Source organism: Rahnella sp. PAMC25617, from assembly GCF_050606005.1.
GTDB classification, from domain to species: Bacteria; Pseudomonadota; Gammaproteobacteria; order Enterobacterales; family Enterobacteriaceae; genus Rahnella; species Rahnella variigena.
This window is the reverse complement of the sequence record NZ_JBOCUM010000020.1, coordinates 1-21,102: the sequence shown is the minus strand read 5'-3', so window position 1 is coordinate 21,102 and position 21,102 is coordinate 1. Positions and strand designations below refer to the sequence as shown.

16 protein-coding genes are annotated in these 21,102 nt (G+C 41.3%); 5 read left to right on the top strand and 11 right to left on the bottom strand.

Annotated features, from left to right (window positions below):
* Positions 1-119: 119 nt before the first annotated feature.
* The 9 genes from ACM615_RS22510 to ACM615_RS22470 all read right to left on the bottom strand — a co-directional run bounded on the left by ACM615_RS22510 (position 120) and on the right by ACM615_RS22470 (position 10,450).
* A complete protein-coding gene (locus tag ACM615_RS22510) occupies positions 120-1,202 on the bottom strand; it encodes a fimbrial protein (RefSeq protein WP_147243259.1) in 1,083 nt (360 codons plus the stop codon).
* A gap of 15 nt (positions 1,203-1,217) precedes the next feature.
* Complete coding sequence (locus tag ACM615_RS22505; RefSeq protein WP_431012562.1) at positions 1,218-1,883, bottom strand: fimbrial biogenesis chaperone; 666 nt, start codon at positions 1,881-1,883, stop codon at positions 1,218-1,220.
* The gene (locus ACM615_RS22500; RefSeq protein ID WP_431012561.1) at positions 1,876-2,394 is read right to left on the bottom strand and encodes a fimbrial protein; all 519 of its coding nucleotides are present in this window, start codon (positions 2,392-2,394) and stop codon (positions 1,876-1,878) included. Before ACM615_RS22500 ends, ACM615_RS22505 begins: the two co-directional genes overlap by 8 nt.
* On the bottom strand, positions 2,387-2,923 hold the full coding sequence (locus tag ACM615_RS22495) for a fimbrial protein (protein WP_431012560.1): 537 nt from the start codon (positions 2,921-2,923) through the stop codon (positions 2,387-2,389). The genes ACM615_RS22500 and ACM615_RS22495 overlap by 8 nt, the downstream gene beginning before the upstream one ends.
* Positions 2,924-2,935: 12 nt before the next feature.
* The gene (locus ACM615_RS22490; RefSeq protein ID WP_120349700.1) at positions 2,936-5,440 is read right to left on the bottom strand and encodes a fimbria/pilus outer membrane usher protein; all 2,505 of its coding nucleotides are present in this window, start codon (positions 5,438-5,440) and stop codon (positions 2,936-2,938) included.
* 35 nt (positions 5,441-5,475) lie between these two features.
* Positions 5,476-6,159, bottom strand: a complete 684-nt coding sequence (locus ACM615_RS22485) for a fimbrial biogenesis chaperone (RefSeq protein WP_113876268.1) — start codon at positions 6,157-6,159, stop codon at positions 5,476-5,478.
* Positions 6,160-6,219: 60 nt separating this feature from the next.
* A complete protein-coding gene (locus ACM615_RS22480; protein ID WP_113876269.1) occupies positions 6,220-6,783 on the bottom strand; it encodes a fimbrial protein in 564 nt (187 codons plus the stop codon).
* 1,046 nt (positions 6,784-7,829) lie between these two features.
* Positions 7,830-9,353, bottom strand: coding sequence for a DHA2 family efflux MFS transporter permease subunit (locus tag ACM615_RS22475; protein ID WP_112289461.1), 1,524 nt, complete (start codon positions 9,351-9,353; stop codon positions 7,830-7,832).
* On the bottom strand, positions 9,353-10,450 hold the full coding sequence (locus tag ACM615_RS22470; protein ID WP_431012564.1) for an HlyD family efflux transporter periplasmic adaptor subunit: 1,098 nt from the start codon (positions 10,448-10,450) through the stop codon (positions 9,353-9,355). Before ACM615_RS22470 ends, ACM615_RS22475 begins: the two co-directional genes overlap by 1 nt.
* A gap of 534 nt (positions 10,451-10,984) precedes the next feature.
* On the opposite strand from ACM615_RS22470, the gene evgA reads away from it, so the two are divergent.
* Together evgA and ACM615_RS22460 are read left to right on the top strand one after the other, a co-directional pair.
* Positions 10,985-11,599, top strand: a complete 615-nt coding sequence (evgA, locus tag ACM615_RS22465) for an acid-sensing system DNA-binding response regulator EvgA (protein ID WP_112289462.1) — start codon at positions 10,985-10,987, stop codon at positions 11,597-11,599.
* The gene (locus ACM615_RS22460; RefSeq protein ID WP_159281385.1) at positions 11,592-14,858 is read left to right on the top strand and encodes a response regulator; all 3,267 of its coding nucleotides are present in this window, start codon (positions 11,592-11,594) and stop codon (positions 14,856-14,858) included. The genes evgA and ACM615_RS22460 overlap by 8 nt, the downstream gene beginning before the upstream one ends.
* A gap of 18 nt (positions 14,859-14,876) precedes the next feature.
* Here ACM615_RS22460 and ACM615_RS22455 read toward each other — a convergent pair whose 3' ends face one another.
* Positions 14,877-15,512, bottom strand: a complete 636-nt coding sequence (locus ACM615_RS22455; protein ID WP_113876273.1) for a YfdX family protein — start codon at positions 15,510-15,512, stop codon at positions 14,877-14,879.
* 267 nt (positions 15,513-15,779) lie between these two features.
* Between ACM615_RS22455 and ACM615_RS22450 the strand changes: the two genes are divergently transcribed.
* From ACM615_RS22450 to gadC, 3 genes are all read left to right on the top strand, one after another.
* Positions 15,780-16,070 carry a DUF2913 family protein gene (locus ACM615_RS22450; RefSeq protein ID WP_129639659.1) on the top strand — a complete coding sequence of 97 codons (291 nt, stop codon included), beginning with the start codon at positions 15,780-15,782 and terminating at the stop codon, positions 16,068-16,070.
* Positions 16,071-16,634: 564 nt separating this feature from the next.
* Positions 16,635-18,020, top strand: coding sequence for a glutamate decarboxylase (locus ACM615_RS22445; RefSeq protein WP_129639660.1), 1,386 nt, complete (start codon positions 16,635-16,637; stop codon positions 18,018-18,020).
* Between the two features lie 100 nt (positions 18,021-18,120).
* Complete coding sequence (gene gadC / locus ACM615_RS22440) at positions 18,121-19,659, top strand: glutamate:gamma-aminobutyrate antiporter (RefSeq protein ID WP_113876275.1); 1,539 nt, start codon at positions 18,121-18,123, stop codon at positions 19,657-19,659.
* An 82-nt stretch (positions 19,660-19,741) separates the two neighbouring features.
* Here gadC and ACM615_RS22435 read toward each other — a convergent pair whose 3' ends face one another.
* Positions 19,742-20,701 (bottom strand): glycosyltransferase, encoded by a 960-nt coding sequence (locus ACM615_RS22435; RefSeq protein ID WP_113876276.1) that lies wholly within the window; start codon positions 20,699-20,701, stop codon positions 19,742-19,744.
* Positions 20,702-21,102 lie beyond the last annotated feature (401 nt).

Below are 21,102 nucleotides of genomic sequence, written 5' to 3'. Positions count from 1 at the left end.
ATGTGTGGGAAAGGATCAGCATTGGGCAGCAGTGGACAGAAGTGGCTGGGATGCTGACAACCACGCGCTCAGGCTCTTTTTACCGTATTTGCAGAGAATCGATACATAATGTTGCTAGGTTATTGATAGGAATAAGTAATGCCTATCAATGATTTTGCAGTACCACTCTTTAAGTCTTTGGATGTATCACGGACGTAACTAAATCCTAAAGTAAGTGCCATCGGAAGGTTTTTGTCAGAACCCACAACACCGCCGCTGTTGCCAATAAAATACTTAGTCTGGCCGGGGATATCTTTTGCTGAGCCATCAGGACCGAAAGAAAGCTGGGTTCCGGAAGAATTCGTTAATGTGAAACCTATACCCGAAGCTGTTGAATCAGAGGTTAAGGAGGTGATAGTGCTTCGATTAGCAGGATTATTTAAATCTGAAACTGAGTAATACAGTGCGATGCTTGGATCGCAAACAAGCGAGAATGTTACCTGCTGAGTATTTATTAATTGTGATGCAGCCGAATTGAGTAAAGAAGACATGGCCACAGCCCCCATGTCAACAGAAGCTGTCACGACATTTGGGGTACAAGTTCTAATTGAAGCTCTTACATTTGCGCTACCTGTACTAATATGAATAATTTCCTGGAGGGTATTTGTTTCATCGTAACATTCGAAACGGAACATTTCTTGCCCCGGAATTAAGGTATAGCCATCATTAGGGCGGTCTGAACCTTTCCAAATATACGAACCATAAGTAGTAGGTATTCCATTATAAACGCGTGCACCATTATCATAATTACCACTCCAGACAGTAGTTCTGACTGTTTGTCCGTAAGTTATCATCGCTGCATTAGATGACACATTATAAAAGGGAATTAGTGCAAACCCCGGTGCGCCAGTATCAAACAAATACATAACACTAGAACCTGCACTTGAATAAGTCTGACCTAAATAGCTTGCAACTGGAACGTAATCAACCCTTCTGAGGCTATAATTAATTGTATTGTTCGAACATATTTTTACCTGCCTGCCTATCCCCGAACCAGCTAAGACAGTAGCAAATGCCATGCTATCCGCAGCATTATTAATAACAATGTCCCCAGAAGTATAATTCCTCGAGTAATAAGACTCAACTACAGCAAGACCTTCTTTAGGAAAACAAATTAAGGTTAATACTATAAAAAAAGGGAACAAGTAAGTGCTTTTGTTCATGATTCATCCTTATAATCAGCTATTAAAATTATTCATATGTATTTTTTTAAGTATTGAGTCATCATCGTCGACTACAAAAACCCAAAAATTACATTTCTTCAATTTGCAAAATTTACTTACATTGACTTTCCCTTCAGGAATTAAAGTTATTCTGCTATCTAATTTCTCAGTGCTCGGATATTTTATATTGATAGTCAAAACGAAATTGGAATGATTTCTTAACCAAAATATGTCATTACCTTCCTTTACCAAGGCAAGGAGCGCAGGATCAAATTTTGAGAGATTATCATGTCTGTAAATCAAATTAAAATGTGACCTCAGTGCCAATGATATTGTACTGAAATCCTTCATTTTCTTTGAGTTGGGTATAAATGCAATAGTCAGTGAATATAGTTGGTCGGCTTTAATATTTTCTATTTTATCTGGGATCAGCATCTGTATATTAGATGTATTCTTAGCAAGTAAAAATAAAGGAGGGGTTACGACAAAGTGACCTTCATCGTTTCCAGAAATATTGGTTTTGACTAAATAATCATTTTCATTGTCATTGATGATTTTTATAGGCAAACTTTTGGTATTTTGAGTAATTATAAAACGGGTTCCGACGACAGAAACACCTGCCAGAGAGTCCGCACTCAATATAATCAGAGACAATATTAAGATAAAAACTATTCTAGTCATAGGAGATTTCAAATGATGTGACGCCCGTGACTTTTCCGGGAGACATTTCGCCAGATGTTTTAACATAGGCAGCGTAGAAACTTAGTTTATTTATATACGATGAATGAGTTAAATTAAAGCTACTAAAATTATTCCTGATGTCCAGGTTAGTTATATTCATGTCATATAATCCAATGGCTACACCATTTGCTTCACCCTCTGCACCAGAATTAATCTGAAGCAAATTAGGCATTTTCTCATCGCTAGCTCCAGTAAATCTCACGTTGACTGTGTTAATTTCTAAAGGACAATTTTCAATTATTATATTAAATGGTGTGAGACCAAAAGGGACTCCTAAATTCTTACCATTTAAGAGTCCAGTCGTCATGTTAACAACGGAGTTATCGCTCCCGGAAGAAAGAGAGCAAGTTGATGAGCTCAACTTTGCACTGATATTTATAGTTATCTGCTCAGCACTACCTGGAAAACAGGTAAAAATAAAACCCAGACAAATTAAAAATTGTTTAATCATAATACATATCCAGGAAAAGTACTGATGACGCGTCACCAGCTGCAACAGGGACTGCGACCGCTCTGTATTGCAAGAAGAATTTTAAATTATATTTTTCGGTCGTTACAGGTGAACCCAGGGCTAACTTGGTATTCAAAGGAATTCGGTTACCTTTATCATCTAATATTTCAATAGCAAGCCCTTGCGCAAGAGGTTCCGACATATTTGGCTGGCCCTTAATCTTTAGCAACGTCGGATCCAGTTCATTGGCCTCACCTGTAAATTGGTAAGAAATGTTGCTCGAAGTACCCAGGCAGTCTAAACCAATGTCTATCTCTTCCTTATTACTCACATTCCCTGGCGCTTTGAAGGCAGATGTATTCAAGTCAGAAAAAACAACATTCTTGGTGAGGTCTTCACTATTTACATTACAATTTTGATCTCTCAAGGCGCCATTGATACTCACCATCACATCAGCAGCGTAACTGCGTAGGTGTATAGCGTTGATCAGAACAAACAAGAACATATACTGGAAAAATTTAAGTTTCAATGCACATTCTCCTCAATGACATTCGACCTGAGTTCTATTTATTGTTCTGGATTTAAAATTCTCGTCATAATGTATTACAAATTTACAAGTGTCCTCATCATCCCATTTTACTTTATAGGTGGCATTGTTACTGACTCCAGTCAGATATACTGTTCCATCATCATTGGCAATAGCGAATGAGTTATTTCCTTCTTCGCTCACGATTGTTCCAAATCGTATAGGTTTGTTTTTATATTTAACCGAAACTAAGAAGTTATAGCCTCTTTTAACATCAAAAACTACTTTCGAGACAGCGCCTCGCGTTGGCGCCACTTTGATAACTCTGCCTTCTACATCAAAGTCATCACCAAATGTTAAAGGATCCAATTCAACATCATTATAATGATATGGCGATGCATAGGGGATAAGAGCATACCCATGCTTATCTATAGTAATGTTTTCTCCTGCCCGGTTAATTCTTGCTCCGCTAGCACCAGCAGCTTCAACCAGGATCGCAGTGTCATTCGCTTGTTGAGAGAAAACAATACCATTTTCATGTGCTAAAATAGAACCGCTAACTCCGTAATCTGCTTGTTTTGTTACAGGGGAGAATGTTAAACCTGATTTAAATCTCGCATAATCAGACCTATAATTAGCGGAAAGATATGTTGTATTGTTATCATGTTCTCTGTTAATACTTTGATTTATATTATAATCCATTCTATTGTCTAACGCAGTACCATACAAGCTTGTATTATTATTGTATGTCCCATCCTGTTTGTTATAAGTATAGCTATTGGAAATATATGCAATGTTGTTCCGCCCGCGACCGGAAAGGGGTATGGTAAAAGATACAAAAAACAAATTATTTTTTGTTTTATTGTACTCATATTTATTAAAACTTAAGGACAGCATCATGTTATTGAGTTTGTTAAAGGTTTTATTCCAACCTGCTTGAATGTTTTTCGATGTACCGCCGTTCCAATAATCCGTAGTATTACCCCATAGAGATAACTGCCCAAAATTGTTTAGATTTTGGGATATATTCCACTGATATGAAGCTTTCCTTGCACCGGAATAATTATAGTTCACTGACTCTCCAGTAAGCGGGTCAATATACTGGTTGTTATTTTTTTGAACCGCTTCATTAAGTGAGTAATAATTAGATGTTGAATATCTATAGCCGGTTATCTGTATATTTGTTCCAATATCCTGGAAAGATTTTGAGTACAACACTCTATAGGATTGTCCAACTTCTTTGTCATGCGCATCCTCAGTGTAATACGAATTGATGGCATCAAATGATAGCGCACCAATCCCACCTAAATCTTTTGCTAAACCGAGTCCTAAGGATCGATAATTTCCTGATAACTGAGTGCCACCATAAATTGTAGTTTCATGCGGCAAGCCAAATGAAGCAGAACCTTGAAAAAATGATGCTTTCCTGGCAGCCTGGAGATCAAGTTCGCCTGCTGTAGCAGAATAATTATATAGTCCCGTTTTTAACAAATTAGGCAATGTAGAGTAGGGAATTATAAAATTTTTAACAGTACCGTCTGCAGCAATGAGTTCTACCTGATAATCACCACTGCTACCTACCGGGTTCAAATCCTTAATATCGTAGGGGCCTGCATCAACATAAGTTTGGTATACAATTACACCATTTTGTCTAATTGTTAACTTAGAGCGGCTATCTGCTATACCTTTAATCGGAGGTGAATACCCTCTTTCACTTTCCGGACGCATTTCTTCAGATGTAGCCAGTGTAACACCAGTATAGGTAAGTGAATCAAATAAATTAGATCCTAATGAATTTTGACCTATGATTAGATTGCTTTTAAGCCCCTGAATAGCTCTGCTCGCAAAGACGTTATTTATCTTTTTTTCATTGTGATGACTTACACCGTAATGACTCTGATTCCAGTAGATATTACCATTAAAACGCCATGCTCCGTAGTTCAGCTTATTATTAAAGCTAAAATAAGACGATGAAAAATTGGAGTTATTTGTGTTTTTTGAGTTACTCCCGGTAAAGTCATAATTACTAATAAATACGGGAATACCATCATCCCAGTCTCTTACATCAGCCAGGCTAGAGCGTGTGGCATCAAGATATATTTGAGGTATAGATATTCTCAGAAGCAGCTTCGACATCTCGACCTGATACGATGAGCCACTAACATTTTTTTGTAAGTCTATGCATTTACTATTATCTCCAATAGCTCGCAATTTCTTTTTTAGACTATCGTTAAATGGCATAAGGTCAACTAACTCAGATGTGAAGCACGGTTCAACTTTTTTTTCCTTCGAATTCACTTCGACAAAACGAATTTTACTGTTCTTGATGAATTTGTCGCCTACATAAACATCAAAATAATAAACGCCAGGTGTAACGTTATTATTTTTAGATATAAATGATAAATCATGCAGAGAAGCTACATCACTACCTAAGAACAATGGATTGAAATAATCCTCAGCATGTACCTGAGCTATGCGTACAAAAAGCAAAGCAAATGTAATAAATCTTAAGGAATACATTTCTAGATCCAATCGTTTATTTTTTAAAATTAAGACTATAACTTGCAAGTATTATTATTGACTTGCACTCCATAATCGTTGATGAAACTATATTTTATTTCTGATCCTGATGATTTTATAGCAATGCTTACATTGCCAAATGGGGCAATGGTTTCCGCCTTAGAAACTTCTTTGTTATTGATGCTAACATTGACCATATTTACGTAGTATGGTGATGTGTTTTTAATTTGTAATGTTTTACCGTTGAGCTGGCAAGCGAGCGTTTTTGCAGCATCGCTCGCTTCGCTATTCAAATCATTTGGCCTTATGAATAATTTTATTTTTGTTGTAATTGAAACCAATAGCGAGTTATTAAGCTCTTGTTCCTCTTTACTTAAAGATGGGATCACTTTAGCATTGAAATAAAAAAGTTCCTCTCTGTCATTGGGTAATTTATTTTTATCACCAGCATAAACAATACGTAATACGCTGTCAGTATTTGCATTTAACACAAATAGTGGTGGAGTTACGATAAAGTCATCGACTTTATTTCCCTGCTTATCGGTAACCCAGGATTGGACGAGGAAATTATTTTTCTTATCGTTATTAAATATTTTTATCGCAGTTTGACTTTTATCTGCCGGGTATATTAAACGAGTAGCCCCTAACGAGACCCCTTCGGCGAAAGCAGAGGGAATAATAAAAGTTAAAATGAGTAAAATTAATAAATTAAATTTCAAGGTTTTCCCCTGGGATTATTAAATTATTAGCTGGTCTCGAGTACCAGCTAATATTATTATTTAGTTATAGGTAAGCATGAAATTTGCTACGGACTGAACTTTGCCAGCACCGACTACGGCTGCAGTGGAAACATAGTCCGCTGCAAAATTAATAGTCGATGTAGCGCCTTCGTTCAATGCTACTGGTGCGGTTTGTCCAGTACCTAGAGCTAAGGCTTCATTATTTGGCCCATAAATCTGCAACCCGACATTTGTTGCAGCGCCAGCGCCTGCATTATTTGCCAGAAGGTTAGGTGAAGTCGCATCAGCTTGTCCTGTGAAACTTACGCTGACATTTTTATATGTCGTCGTGTCGCAATCCTGCAAGGAAATGGTGAATGGTTTACGTGCATTAGCTACCTGGTCTTTAGCAGTAAATACGCTTGATCTCACAGTATCCAGATTAACAATTTTATTTGTGTCATCACTGGCAACAGAACATGCGCCTTTAGTAATTTCTCCATTAAAAGTTACCTGGCCGCCAGTTGTTGTAACCGGATCAACTTCACCCTCAGCATAAGCAGCTGATGCTGAAATTAAAAAACCGAAAGCAAAAGCAGGTAGTAACACATTCTTCATTTTCATAAAATCTTCCTTGCTGTAATTACCAATGTTAAGTGTTGAGAACGCTAACCCCGGCAGAAAAGTATTTCAGACATACCGGGAAGCGGAGCAAGTTTAAGGGTATCAATTCTCCAGAATCAAGTTGGTATTAATTCCCCTGTCATCCTTCACTGATGATATTTGTGGGTATAATCCTAAAAATATCATCTTTGGCAAATTAAGATTTTCCTTGATTTGGATTTTAAAAATATATTCAGATCAATAATTTTTCGTACAGTAAACATCCTGCGGTTAGGAGTAATCGCATTTTTCATAGTTTCTTTAGTTATATAATTAGTTATAACAACCTGTCCCAGCTCATAAAACGTCAGAAATTAATTGTCAAAAACATTTATAAATAACTTTTTGGCATCTTTTTTTCCCCCTCAATACTGCCTTATCACCTTTATGAAGCTATGAGTTGGGTGTGATATCATCCACATGCTGACCGAAATCATATCTATGGAACTGCTAAAGCCACCTTTTACAACTGATTGACTGTATCCAGAGGATGGAAATCGCTGATTTTATAAATGCTAAAGCCCGTGAGGATGAGAACTGTCATCTGAGGCAGTTTTCCCAAAGCGAAGACTGGTAGTTCAGGCACATAATCGGAGGTTTGGTAGGACTCAGGCTGCTGTCACATAAATGTAATATGTCCGAATGATAGTAAAATTTGAAACTTGCCGATTTTTCACGTCAAAAAATCATTCGCAACTTCAAAATAACCAACTCAGGGGAGAGGGATGTTATTTACGTTTCTGTGAACTATCCCGTTAACTGAGAAACCAGTCGCGGTTATATCTGTATTTACACAGAGCCAGGGGTAGGGAAAGTGGCAGACAGATGTAATCGCTATTCTGTTATCACAAGGTTTAGAGTGCCCGAAGCTGTAAACCACCATAGAAATAATAATCTAAATATAGAAATGTACAGACGGGCAGGGGACGTTGACATTTAATCAGACTGGATTTATTAACGCTAAATATAGATCAAACACTCGTTTCATGCCCATCAGTATCTTCCTCTTATTTTTTATAAGGTTTAGCAAACCAAACCAATAAAGTGAGTGTAAGAAAAACATAAGACGAAACAGAGAATATTTCATTCGCAGAAATCAGCAGTGATTGCTGAGTAATGGTCTGATTAATGTATTCCAGCGCCTGAGAAGTGCTTAATCCTGCCGTTTTTAAATTGCTGATATAATGCTCAAAAACAGGATTGGCAGAATTAATGTTTTCTGTTAACTGGGCGTGATGCACCGATTCTCTCCGGCTCCATAACGTCATCGTCAAAGATGTCCCTACAGAACCTGACAGAGTGCGCAAGAAATTACTCAGGCTTGTAGCACTGGCCAATTTATCGTAAGAAAGTCCTGCTAAAGATATCGTTGTTAAAGGCAGAAAGAAGCACGCAACCGCAAACCCTTGTATCAACTGCGGCCAAATAATTGACGTAAAATCGATCGTCGGCGTGAAAGTAACAGAACGCCAATGATAGCATATGAAATAGACCGTAAAGCTGAATGTAACCAGCAGCCTCATGTCTATGTTCTTATTGTAGCGACCAATGAGTGGAGCGATGATCAGTGGCATTATGCCTATCGGTGCGTAAGCTAAACCAGCCCAAACTGAAGTATAGCCATATACACTCTGTAAAAGTTGAGGCATCAAAACAATAGCACCGGAATAGATAAGATAGGCGCAAACAATACACAAAATCGCGATGCTAAAATTCAGGGATTTGAAAAGACTTAAGTCAACCAGGGGGTTTTTATCTTTTATTTCATGGAGCACGAATAAGGGCAAAGTCACAACGCAAATTATTGTGAGCGTCACAATCGTGGAGGAGCTAAACCAGTCAAGGTCTTTGCCTTTATCCAGCATTATTTGCAGAGACCCCACTCCCAATACCAGCAGGCTTAGTCCGATCAGATTGAGTTTCACTGGCTGAGTGGCAGTTTCCCGGCCCTTCAGTAAGAAAGAACAAACTAAAACTACCGCGATACCCATAGGGACATTAATAAAAAAGATCCATCCCCAATGGTAATTATCGCAAATATAGCCGCCGAGAATAGGGCCAAAAATCGGGGCGATGATAACGGTCATAGACCAGATAGCTAAAGCGTAGGTGCGTTTCTCCGGGGGATAATTGCGCAGGAGCAGGCTTTGAGATAACGGAATGAGGGGGCCTGCGACTAATCCCTGAATGATACGAAAGAAAATCAGCATATCGAGACTGGAGGCCACTCCGCAACAAAACGATGTCATGAAAAAGAGTGTGACAGACATTAAAAAAAGACGTCGTTCTCCTAAACGCAACGAAAGTCGCCCCGTGACAGGAATCGAAATAGCATTCGCCACACCAAAAGATGTAATAACCCAGGTTCCTTCATCGGAAGAAGCGCCCAATGACCCGGAAATCGTTTGGATCGCCACATTCGTTATTGTTGAGTCGAGCATTTGCATAAAAGTCGCCATTGCCAGCGCAATAGTGACAAAAATTAGGGTGCTGCCTTTCAGCGGCGGGAGTACTGATGATGAACACGCCATTATTGTGCCCCGTTTCGCGCAATAATCCCGGTGATCACACTTTCAATTCCCCGTGTTTCGACCACAAGCGCCCTACTGCTTAAGGCGGGGGTTGAAATAACATGTTTTGAAAGTGTTTCATTACCCACCTCATTTTGACCGCTGGAATAGAGCTTCGCCGTCGTGGAGAGACCAATTCGCAAGGGATGTTCAAGCAGTTGCGCTGGATTGAGTGCGACCCGCACTGGTACGCGCTGAACGACTTTAATCCAGTTACCTGTGGCATTTTGCGCAGGCAGGAGGGAGAAACTACCTCCAGTTCCCATATTTATCCCGGTGACATGTCCTTCATATGGGACGTCATCTCCGTAAATATCACTGATAATGGTCACTTTCTGGCCTAAAGAAACGCCGCTAAGCTGGGTTTCTTTGAAGTTTGCATTAACCCACATTTGTTCAACAGGAATGACTGACATCAACGTTTGCCCGGCAGAAACAGTCTGACCAACCTGCACATTTCTTTCTGCGATATACCCTGTCACCGGGCTGCGGATCACCGTACGTTGCAAAGTGATCCATGCCTCTCGAACGGCATCTGCGGCCTGCAGAACCTGCGGTTGTTCATTAATGGGCGTATCAAGCAACAATGCTTTGCTGGCTTTATATTGCTGAATGGCTGCATCTAATGCTGCTTTTTGGGAGGACACCTTATTTCGATAATGTTCAAGCGCCATTCTGGCAATCAATGCATCACGGCTCAGTCCGTTTTGACGCTCGTAATCAGTTACCGCCTGGCTGTACGCAATTTTTGCCTGCCTGACATCTGCTTCAAGCTGGTCATTCTGAAAGGCAAGCTGTTGTGTTTGCCTGACAACATACGCCAGGTTATGTTTAGATTTTTTATAAGCGAGTTGTGCATCGGTATCATCAAGAACCGCCAGCACATCACCTTCCTTTACAAATTCGGTGTCAGTATGGTTAACCGTAATGACACTTCCATTAATGAGCGCTGATACCGGATTTATGTTTCCTGCTACATAAGCATCATCCGTGGTTTGCACGTTTCCCAGTAAGAGATATCTATATGCTAAGGTCACGAGGGAAATTGTTATAATCATAATAATAATGCTAGTGATGACTATTTTTTTATTCTTAAAATCTATTTTCACGGATATATCCACAATTATTTCTTGATGTCGACGCTGTCAGACATCAATGACAAAAAGGCAGAACTCAGTAAAGAGTTTAACTTCCTGATAACTTGGGTTTAAGTTGCACGTTCTGGAACTATTAGATAATAGAAAGGCATGGTATTTATAGAAGAATGATTCGTATTCTTTGTAGAATTTTTCTTACGTATGTAATCGATGGCTGAAATAATTAATCTAAAATTAACAATATTAAAACAATATATTGCTGAATGCGTATAGCTCTCATCTTTAACTATGCCCTCATTTATATTGCGTTTATATTCACTCCCGTAATAAATGTTAGAATGTATTTCATGTGGCAACCTCACTAATTAATATTTAACGACTCGCATATTTCAATTGTAAGTGTCGTTATATGTATCTCTCATATTTTCTCGGACACAGGAAATTTGAAGGAATTGATGTTTAATTTTTGTTAAATCAAAGGATGATGATTTAATAATGAAGGCAATAATCGTAGACGACCACCCTATCGCACTCATCGCGATAAGAAATTTGCTTAATGCAAATGGAATAGACATTTTGGCAGAACTGGATGAAGGGGGAAACGTCGTCAATAAAGTCGAAACGCTAAAACCCGATCTTCTTATCATTGATGTCGACATCCCTGTACTAAGCGGTATCGAAGTGCTGGAGCAATTACGTAAGCGTCGTTATTCAGGGGCTATTATCGTCATTTCGGCTAAAAATGAAGTCTTTTATGGACAGCGCAGTGCAGAATTAGGAGCAAATGGATTTGTCAGTAAAAAAGAAGGACTTAATAATATTATGTCTGCAATTGAAGCTGCCAATAATGGTTACAGTTATTTCCCTTTCACGCTGAGTCGTTTTTATGGCGAGACAACAAGTGAACAAGGCAAACTGGATTCACTTTCCATGCAGGAAGTAAAAGTTTTCAGATATATGATTAACGGTACTGATTATACCAGTATCGCCAGTAAAATGAACATTAGCAATAAAACAGTTTGTACCTATAAAAGACGTTTGTTAGAAAAGCTTAACTGTAATTCTTTGATGGATCTTTTTAGTTTTGCGCAAAGAAATAAGCTTGGATAAACTCATGAAGATTTTTTCGTTTATACTTTTAATTGTGCTATTCCCTGTAAATGCGGCCACGGTAAAGAATATTGAAATTAAAAATAGTTTTATTAATAATTTTGAGAGGGTCAAATTAAGTAAGGATGAAATACGCTTGATTGCCCGTAAACAGAGTCTGGTTATTGGTACATGGACGCCTGAGATTTCACCCGTTGTTTACGATAGCGTTGACCATTATTACAGAGGAATTAATGCTGATTATCTGGCGTTAATGCAAAAGAGCCTGGGTGTTAAGATCACTATTACACTGTATAGCAGCGAGGCCGAAGCACTTGAAGAACTCAGAAAAAACCACGTCGATATGCTGCTTACCCCATTGACGCGTAAAGCCTATGAAGAGGATGATTTACTGCATAGCTCGGCTTTAGTCAGAACCTATCCGACGCTCGTGACATCCTTAAAAAACGCGATGCAGCCTTTATCAACAGATAAAACGGTCACTATTGCATGCTCTGAATCATGCCCTCCTGCCGAGAGTATCAAAGCTGACTTCCCTAATGCAGTGATTAAATATTATGATACTGATTATCTCGCCATGTCATCAGTATCAGATAATGAAAATACTTACTTTATTGGTGATAACATCTCCACCGGTAATTATATTTCTAAGTTTTTTCCTCAGTCACTCTCAGTGATACGTTACTTTCTTCAGTCAGATCTGGATAATCACTTTATTTTTAATTCTGAACAAATCATACTCTGTGAAACTATCAATAACTTTATTCATGCAATATCAAATGAAACAAATATTCAGATTACACAAAACTGGCTAGACAGAGGGAACCTCTCATTTTTAAATAAGCCAATTTCATTAACTGGCCGAGAGAAGAGTTGGCTTAAAAAACATAAAAAAATACGTGTACTTGTCAACCCATACTATCCTCCTTTTACAATCACCAATCACGAGAATGAAATTCGCGGCATTATGGGTGATATCTTGAATCTTATCCAGATACAAACCGGTCTGGAATTTGAACCGGTATTTACTAATTCAAATGCTGAAATGATTAAGATAATGCTTAAAGGGGAGTGGGATCTGATCCCCGCCGCCACTTATAGCAGTGAAAGGGTAGATCATATTTCATTCAGTGATCCTTTTATGAAAGTCCCTTTTGTCCTGGTAACGAAACTAAAACGAGCAGTGGATACTTCGCTCAAAGATATTACTCAGGTCGCAATACCTTCTCACTTTACCATTGACCGTCAACTCAGGGATAAGTACCCACAGGTAAAATGGATCTTAGTAGAAAACACCAGCATTGCTATGAATATGGTGAATAAAGGTGAGGTTGATGCAGCAGTGACAACTCAATTATCAGCACGCTATATCATCGATCACTATTATCCTAATGCATTAAATTATATGCGCCTCTCAGATATGCCGCTTGCACCAATCAGTTTTGCCTTATCCAAAAGCGATCCTGAACTGAAATCCATTTTAAACAAAGCTCTTATGTCGATTCCACCGCGAGAGATCCTTCAGTTGACTGAAAAATGGTCAAAGATGCCTAAAGTTCAGATCGAAACCTGGAACCTATACAGCAAGCAATTTTATCTCGTTATCGCGTTAGCCGGAACACTGATTATAAGTAGCCTGATTTGGGGGATTTATCTGTTAAGTGAAGTACGTAAACGTAAAGAGTCCGAGCGTCAGTTGGAAATTCAGCTTCAGCTGAAAGAATCTCTTTCCAGCGCACTTGAAGAGGAAAAAAATAAAGCGATTCTTGCAACGGAAGCAAAAAGTCAGTTTCTCGCCACGATGACACATGAATTGCGCACTCCTGTCAGCTCCATTGTGGGTTTCTTAGAATTACTGGACGGTCATAAACTCGATGATCAACAGCATCGGGAAGCTATTTCACAGGTATATTCTACAGCGCAATCATTGTTAGGGTTGATCGGCGAAATACTTGATGTTGATAAAGTGGCGTCAGGTAAATATCAGATTCACTACCAAAGAACCGATGTTAATAAACTGATTCTTGAAATATGCCGCTCTTTTGAGGGGATTACACAGAAAAAAAATCTTTCATTAAATGTTCATATTACTCTTCCCAATGATATACAGATACTCGTTGACCCTCAGGCACTCAGGCAGATTGTGAATAATCTCATCAGTAATGCTTTGAAGTTTACTGATAAGGGTTGGGTTCAGGTGTGTGTGCATCAGCATAGGTTTAGCGACTATCAAACCGGAATTCAGATCCTTGTCAGTGATACCGGATGCGGTATTTCCCAGGACGAACAGGCGACACTTTTTACGCGTTACTCCCAGGCCAGGTCCGGACGTTTGCAAACCGGGTCGGGCTTAGGGCTGGCGATATGCAAAGAGCTCGTTTCGCTGATGCATGGCACACTCACGATGGATAGCCAGCCCGGCAGCGGAACGACTCTTACCCTCAACTTACCTGTGGAAATATGTGCGCCACAGCCAGACATTTCCTCAGTACCTCAAAGTGAGCCTTTAGCTCTCGCCCCTCTCTCTATTCTGATAGCAGATGACCATCCAGCTAACCGCCTGCTGCTTAGGAGGCAATTACAAAATATCGGTTATGAGGTGCATGAAGCCAGTGACGGGGATGTGGCAGAGAAAATGCTAGGGAGAATGCATTTCGATTTGTTGATTACTGACATTAATATGCCGGGCAAAGATGGAATTACACTTTCTAAAGACATACGAAAAAGCCATCCCACTTTACAAATTTGGGGACTGACGGCAAATGCTCAGGAGCACATGCGAGAGAAATGTTTGCAAAGCGGCATGAATCTCTGTCTTTTTAAACCCGTTTCCCTGGGAACTCTGACCAATGAACTCAATAAGCTTGCGCGGGGGCGTCCGGTTACACCTGCGATTTCTCATCTCAATGTGGATGTACTTAATCGCAACACTGGCGGACAAAAGGATCTGCTCAATGAGCTGATTCAGGTTTTCTATCGTGAAGCTAAGAAGGATCTGGCTGAAGCTGAGAAGGCAATCACAGTGGGCTCTTTCAGCAGGTTCAGGCAGGCCATGCATCGCCTTCATGGTGCTTCTCAGCTTCTCGAAATAGCAGAACTTAAAACAATTCTTGTCCCTGTTGAAGCCATGGATGAGATTGAGTTGACGAATGAATATTGTCTGTCAGTGCTGAAATCAGTCAGAAGCATTTTGCAGGACGTCAGTGAAGAGATCACCATTATTTGTCCGGCAGACATTCAAGAACTGCCAGACAGATAATAATAGTGATATTTCAAATCATTTGGTTAAATCTATAAGCTGGCTTTCCACCACAATTCCATCTTCTGCGCTTTTCAACATCAGATTGGCTTCGTAGTATTTGCCAGTGTTGAGCAGATGGGTGGTCTCGGCAACGGCATGGCGTGTTTGCTGTAATGGCATCAGATACTGATTTTGCACCACGCTCATGCCAGCTAAACGCAGCGTGTCGACGGCTCCTTTTGGATCGCCCTCAGAGATTTTCTCGTTAGCCTTTTTAATGGCGGCCTCTTTTTCTGGTGAGGCAACGAAGTTCTCTGAAATCGAAAAATTAGAATTAATGATAATATACTGATCGTTAATCATCTTCGCTTTATGATCCATCTTGGTGAACTTGCTCCAGTCTGTGCTGGTATCAGAGAGCAAGGTCGTCGCGTTAGCGATAAAGTTTTCGGCTGTTCCAGTATGCCCCTGAAATATGGCGACTCTGGCCAATTGTATATCGCGCATCGCATCAAATCCCTGTCCGGCCATGTGCAATACCTCTCCGGCTTCGCGTTGAACCTTTTTAACTGAAGTGGTTTCCGTTTTAGCATCGGCAGTATTTTCTGATGCCCAAACTGGAGTCGCGGTCATCACGGTAGCTATCATGCTGGCTAATAATAAGTTTTTCATAATAATATCCTTTCAATAAGTTGTTTCTGGAAAACATTTATAGAATAGGGTTTACATTGCATGATGGTAATAGGACCGCCACCTTTATTGTGAGAGATATGACTTACACTTGTCATCCCTGTTTAGTATGGATTACAGATGTGAGATTGAGATGATAATGACGGGATGTTTATCCTATGTATTTTGATGAAAACAAAGAATAGATTGTCACAACAAATTCGTTATTGAAAAAGTTATTATATCTTTATCTTTATCAGGCAGAGAAAAATGAATAATACCAATGAAAAAATAGCTCATCTTTCCTGGTGCGCGCTGATAGCTCTTTACATCAACAATCACAGACATCCATCACAGGATGCCGCACAAGAAGACCTTTTTTTACGTCGCTGGCTAACAAATGCCCAACACCAAAAAAGGTTTCCCAAAGAAGTGGCGGGATCACTCAATGACATTATCTGCTATAGCAGGCAGTTAAGTCGGAAGGTGAGAATAAAAGAATATTTGCTGGATATATGGAACAGTTATTCAAGTTCAGAAGAGGACCCGCTGTCGTTATGAAACTGTCGTTATGAAGCTGCCCTCAGCATCAATATATTATTTTACGGTATTCACCCGACAAGAGGCATCATGCGTGTTAGAAAAATTTTACTTTTAACTCTCACTTCTTTCATGTTGCCGCAGTCCCTGGGCTCAACTATAGCTACGGGAAATACGGTTCCGCCAAAGATGGTTACATATGAAGAGTTCATTTTCCTGGAGTCAGATGATGTGTTTCCAATAACAACTTTGGAAACTGCAAATGACAAGGTTGTCCAAAGTTATAAATTAATTAACTCCCATAAAGTGAGGCGTTTTTTATTGCGTCTATTATCGGGGGAATAACGTATTGATTATAATTTATTTATTGCAGAATTTGAATTGTAAACAGGTAACAGAAGTCACTGACTGTGGCGCGGTGTTATTTATCGTCTGTCAGGTTATCGTCTGTCAGGTCATAGTCTCCATGACATAAACGCTATCGAATTCCCCCGGCGCCGTTCAATATTTGATTTGGTCATTTATTGGCGTTGCTTATATTTTTAAATAAGAAAACTTCTAATGGTTTATAAAGTGAGCGAGCATATGAAAGTTACACAATCGAATAAAGATGACGTTTATGCGTCAGCAGAGTTAGCATCATCATTACCCACTTCAGTTTTTCCAATAGCAGAGTGTGAGCCTCGCAATATATTTAATGCGATTCGTGATGAATTATTACTTGATGGTAATTCACGTCAGAACCTTGCGACGTTTTGTCAGACCTGGGTAGATGATGAAATCCGGGAACTTATGGATTTGTCCATCGATAAAAATATGATCGATAAAGATGAATATCCGCAAACTGCTGAAATTGAAGCTCGTTGCGTGCGAATGCTGGCGGACCTGTGGAATTCCCCCATGCCGACAACCACGCTGGGTTGTTCCACCATTGGTTCTTCAGAAGCGGCAATGCTTGGCGGGTTGGCACTGAAGTGGCAGTGGCGCAAGAAGCGCGCTCTGCAGGGGCTTCCTTCTGACAAACCAAATCTGATATGTGGCCCGGTTCAAATCTGCTGGCATAAATTTGCCCGCTATTTCGACGTTGAACTGCGTGAGATTCCATTGGAAGGCGATCGTCTTATCATGTCGCCGGAAGAGGTACTTAAGCGTGTGGATGAAAATACTATCGGTGTGATCCCTACGCTTGGCGTGACATTTACCTGCCAGTACGAGCCGGTGAAAGCAGTAAGCGATGCTCTTGATAAACTTCAGCTGCAGACCGGGCAGGACATCCCAATGCATATTGACGGCGCCAGCGGCGGTTTTCTGGCGCCATTCTGTGCCCCGGAACTGGAGTGGGATTTCCGTTTACCACGAGTTAAATCCATCAACGCATCAGGACATAAATTTGGTCTGGCTCCGCTTGGCGCTGGCTGGGTGATATGGCGCGAGTCGTCAGATCTGCCTGAAGAGCTAATTTTCAACGTTAATTATCTGGGCGGAAACATGCCGACCTTTGCGCTTAACTTTTCACGCCCTGGCGGTCAGATCGTTGCGCAGTACTACAACTTCTTGCGTCTGGGACGAGAAGGGTACGCAAAAATCCATAATGCCTGTTACGCCACAGCCCAGCATCTGGCGGCAGAAATCGGCAAGCTTGGGCCGTTTGAGATCATTTTCGATGGCGACAGCCAAAAAGGTATCCCTGCACTGGCCTGGACGCTGAAAGAGGGTGCTTACCTTGGCGGTTACACGCTCTACGATCTGGCTGAGAAGCTGCGCGTGCGTGGCTGGCAGGTGCCGGCTTACTCCATGCCGTCCCACCGAGAAGATTTGGTGATTCAGCGCATTCTGGTCCGTCACGGTGTGAGCTACGACCTGGGCTGCCTGCTCATTGAAGATATGAAACGTGCGCTGAATGACTTCATGAGTCACCCGCTCAGCCAGCCTTCCAGCGCATCACGCACGGGCGGCTTTAATCACGCATAAACGCGTGACTTCTCTTGTTCCGGGGTGACCCGACAGTCCCCCCTAAATTTCAGATTAAAACTTACTGAGAAGACTCTGCGCTTCCTTCAGGAGATCAGTTATGGCGAGCACAATAAAAAGCGCCGCACCTAAACAATTATCGTTGTTGGGCTTTTTTGCTATCACGGCATCGATGGTGATGGCCGTTTATGAATACCCCACGTTTGCAACCTCGGGTTTTTCCCTTATTTTCTTTCTGCTGTTAGGCGGCCTGCTGTGGTTTATTCCCGTCGGTCTTTGTGCGGCCGAAATGGCGACGGTGGAAGGGTGGCAGGAGGGGGGCGTTTTCACCTGGGTTTCTAAAACGCTCGGTGAAAAATGGGGATTTGCGGCTATTTCGTTCGGTTATTTGCAAATCGCGATTGGGTTTATCCCCATGCTCTATTTTGTGCTGGGTGCGCTCTCTTACATCCTCAAATGGCCGGAGCTAAACAACGATCCGATAGTAAAAACGGTAGCGGCGCTGGTGATCCTCTGGGGGCTGGCTTTAACGCAGTTCGGCGGCACCAGGAATACGGCACGTATTGCAAAAATCGGTTTTTTTGCAGGTATCCTGCTGCCTGCACTAATTCTGGTTGTTTTGGCGCTTAGCTATTTGCATTCCGGTGCGCCGGTGGCTATCAAAATGAGCATGTCGACTTTCTTCCCGGACTTTACCCAGATGGGTACCTTAGTGGTATTCGTGGCGTTTATCCTGAGTTACATGGGTGTTGAAGCTTCTGCAACCCATGTCAACGAAATGAAGAATCCGGGTCGGGACTATCCGCTCGCGATGCTGTTGTTAATGGTTGCGGCCATCTTCCTGAGTTCTATCGGCGGGTTGTCTATCGCTGCAGTGATCCCTCACAGTGATATTAATCTTTCGGCAGGTGTGATGCAGACTTTCACCGTGCTAATTAATCACTTTGGCAGCGGTTTTGAGTGGGCTATCCGTGTTATTGCCGCATTGTTGATGTTGGGAGTATTGGCTGAAATTGCTGCCTGGATTGTCGGGCCTTCTCGTGGAATGCTGGTGACGGCGCAAAAAGGCATATTGCCCGCGAGTTTCGCCAAAATTAATAAGAACGGTGTACCCGTCGTTCTGGTGATTTCCCAGTTAATCATCACTTCTGTGGCTCTGATTGTTCTGACCAATACAGGCGGCGGCAATAATATGTCATTCCTGATTGCGCTGGCATTAACCGTTGTTATTTATCTGTGCAGCTATTTCCTGCTCTTCCTCGGATATATCAATCTGGTGCGCAAGCAGTCAAAAAACAAGCGAACCTTTAATATTCCTGGTGGAAAAACGGTAAAACTTAGCGTTGCGATGGTCGGTTTACTGATTTCAATGATTGCCTTTGTGGTCTCGTTCTGTCCGCCTTCTGGTCTGCCGGGCGGGGAGGCGAACCACCTTTACGCGGGTCTGCTGATCGTCAGCTTCCTGGTAGTGGTGTCGATTCCGTTCATTATCTATGCATTGCATGATAAGCGTGGTAAGGCATGTAATTTAACACTTGAACCTATCACTACAGATTCAGCGCCTGAAGGACATTTCTTCATTCATCCGCGCGCGCGTTCGAAACATCATATCTTTGTAGGTGATAAAAAAATGCATTGATTGGAAACAAACAGACCAGTATGACTGGTCTGTTTACTTGTTTCGTGTCTGACCTACTTTATCGCTTCTTTCAGGATCTCATTTATAAAAGTTTGCCTGACAGCTTAATAAAGAAAAATACATCACTCAGGCTGTTAATACCTTTAAATAAATCACCGGCTGAAATGCTTTCTCTGAAGCATGACTTCACCCCGATCTTGTCCCCCACATTATTTCTAAACAACCCCAAAAAATGCCGCGCCTCCACCAGCGCATGCCGGTACAAAAACACCCTGATTCTTATGTTCTGCTCCAGCCTGGCCAGCCGGATGATTTCCGCAATCACCTCTATATAGCTTTGTGCCCTGACGTCAAAATAATCGCTGCGATGCGTGATGGAATCGGCATTTACTTTATAAGTGTAATCTTTGCTGTCGGATAAACAGAATCGACCATTGGCCGCTGCAAGGTGAATGGTCCAGAGAATATCTTTGTGGCTTTTGCCGGACTGAAAGGAGAGGGAATGCTGGCGGATATAAGATGACCTGATGATCTGCAGCCACAGATAGTGTGGCCATTCGCGATGCGTCACGCAGTGGCGTATCCAGTCATGCCCGGATAGGTTTTTTCCGTAGGGCTGTTTGACATGCACAGCCGTTTTGGATGAAGAGGGCCCCGTGCGCCAGGCATTGAAGATCATCACATCGGCCTGAGTGTTTATCGCGTCCTGCCAGCGTTCATAAATGAATCCGTCTTTAACGTCGTCGTCTGCATCAAGAAATATCACCCATTCGCCGCGATGGATATCCAGAGCGGCATTGCGTGCTGCATAGACGCCCTGATTTTCCTGCTCAATGAGGATGAACCGGTTGTCGCAGACATCCCGGATAAGATTGCCGGTAGCATCAGTGGAACCGTCATTAACGATAATGAGTTCAATAACGACACGGGTTTCCCTAAGGATCTTGCTGATGAGGTGACCGATGGTCTCTGCGGCGTTATAGACAGGAATGATGATGCTGACATCAATCCGTTCAGTTTGAATTTCTGAAATGAGCGTCATTCGTCATCATTCCTTTTGACCGGGATTTCTCTTCTTTCTCTGATTTCCGATTGAATATCGTAAATGCATTCCTCGCAAAGCTCTTTATCCTGAGAAAATAACCGTTCGATGAAGTTTCTTTTTTTATTGCATCGGGTGCATCTTTTCATTTTCATCTCGTATTCGCATTATTCTTCATTTGGTATTTTCGCGGCGTAACAAATCCCGGCTTCAAAATGAGCCGCTAATAATATAAGAGTTTTAATCCACGTTCAGGAACGCCAAGGATAACCAGAGCTGGCTGGCAAAAGATAATCGTTTTGATAGATCAATAAGTAAGAACTGATCGTTAATACCGATCGACTTGCTGAGGGAAAATATCGTAGCCTGTCATCATCTTATTCGCGCTTAAATCCCCACAA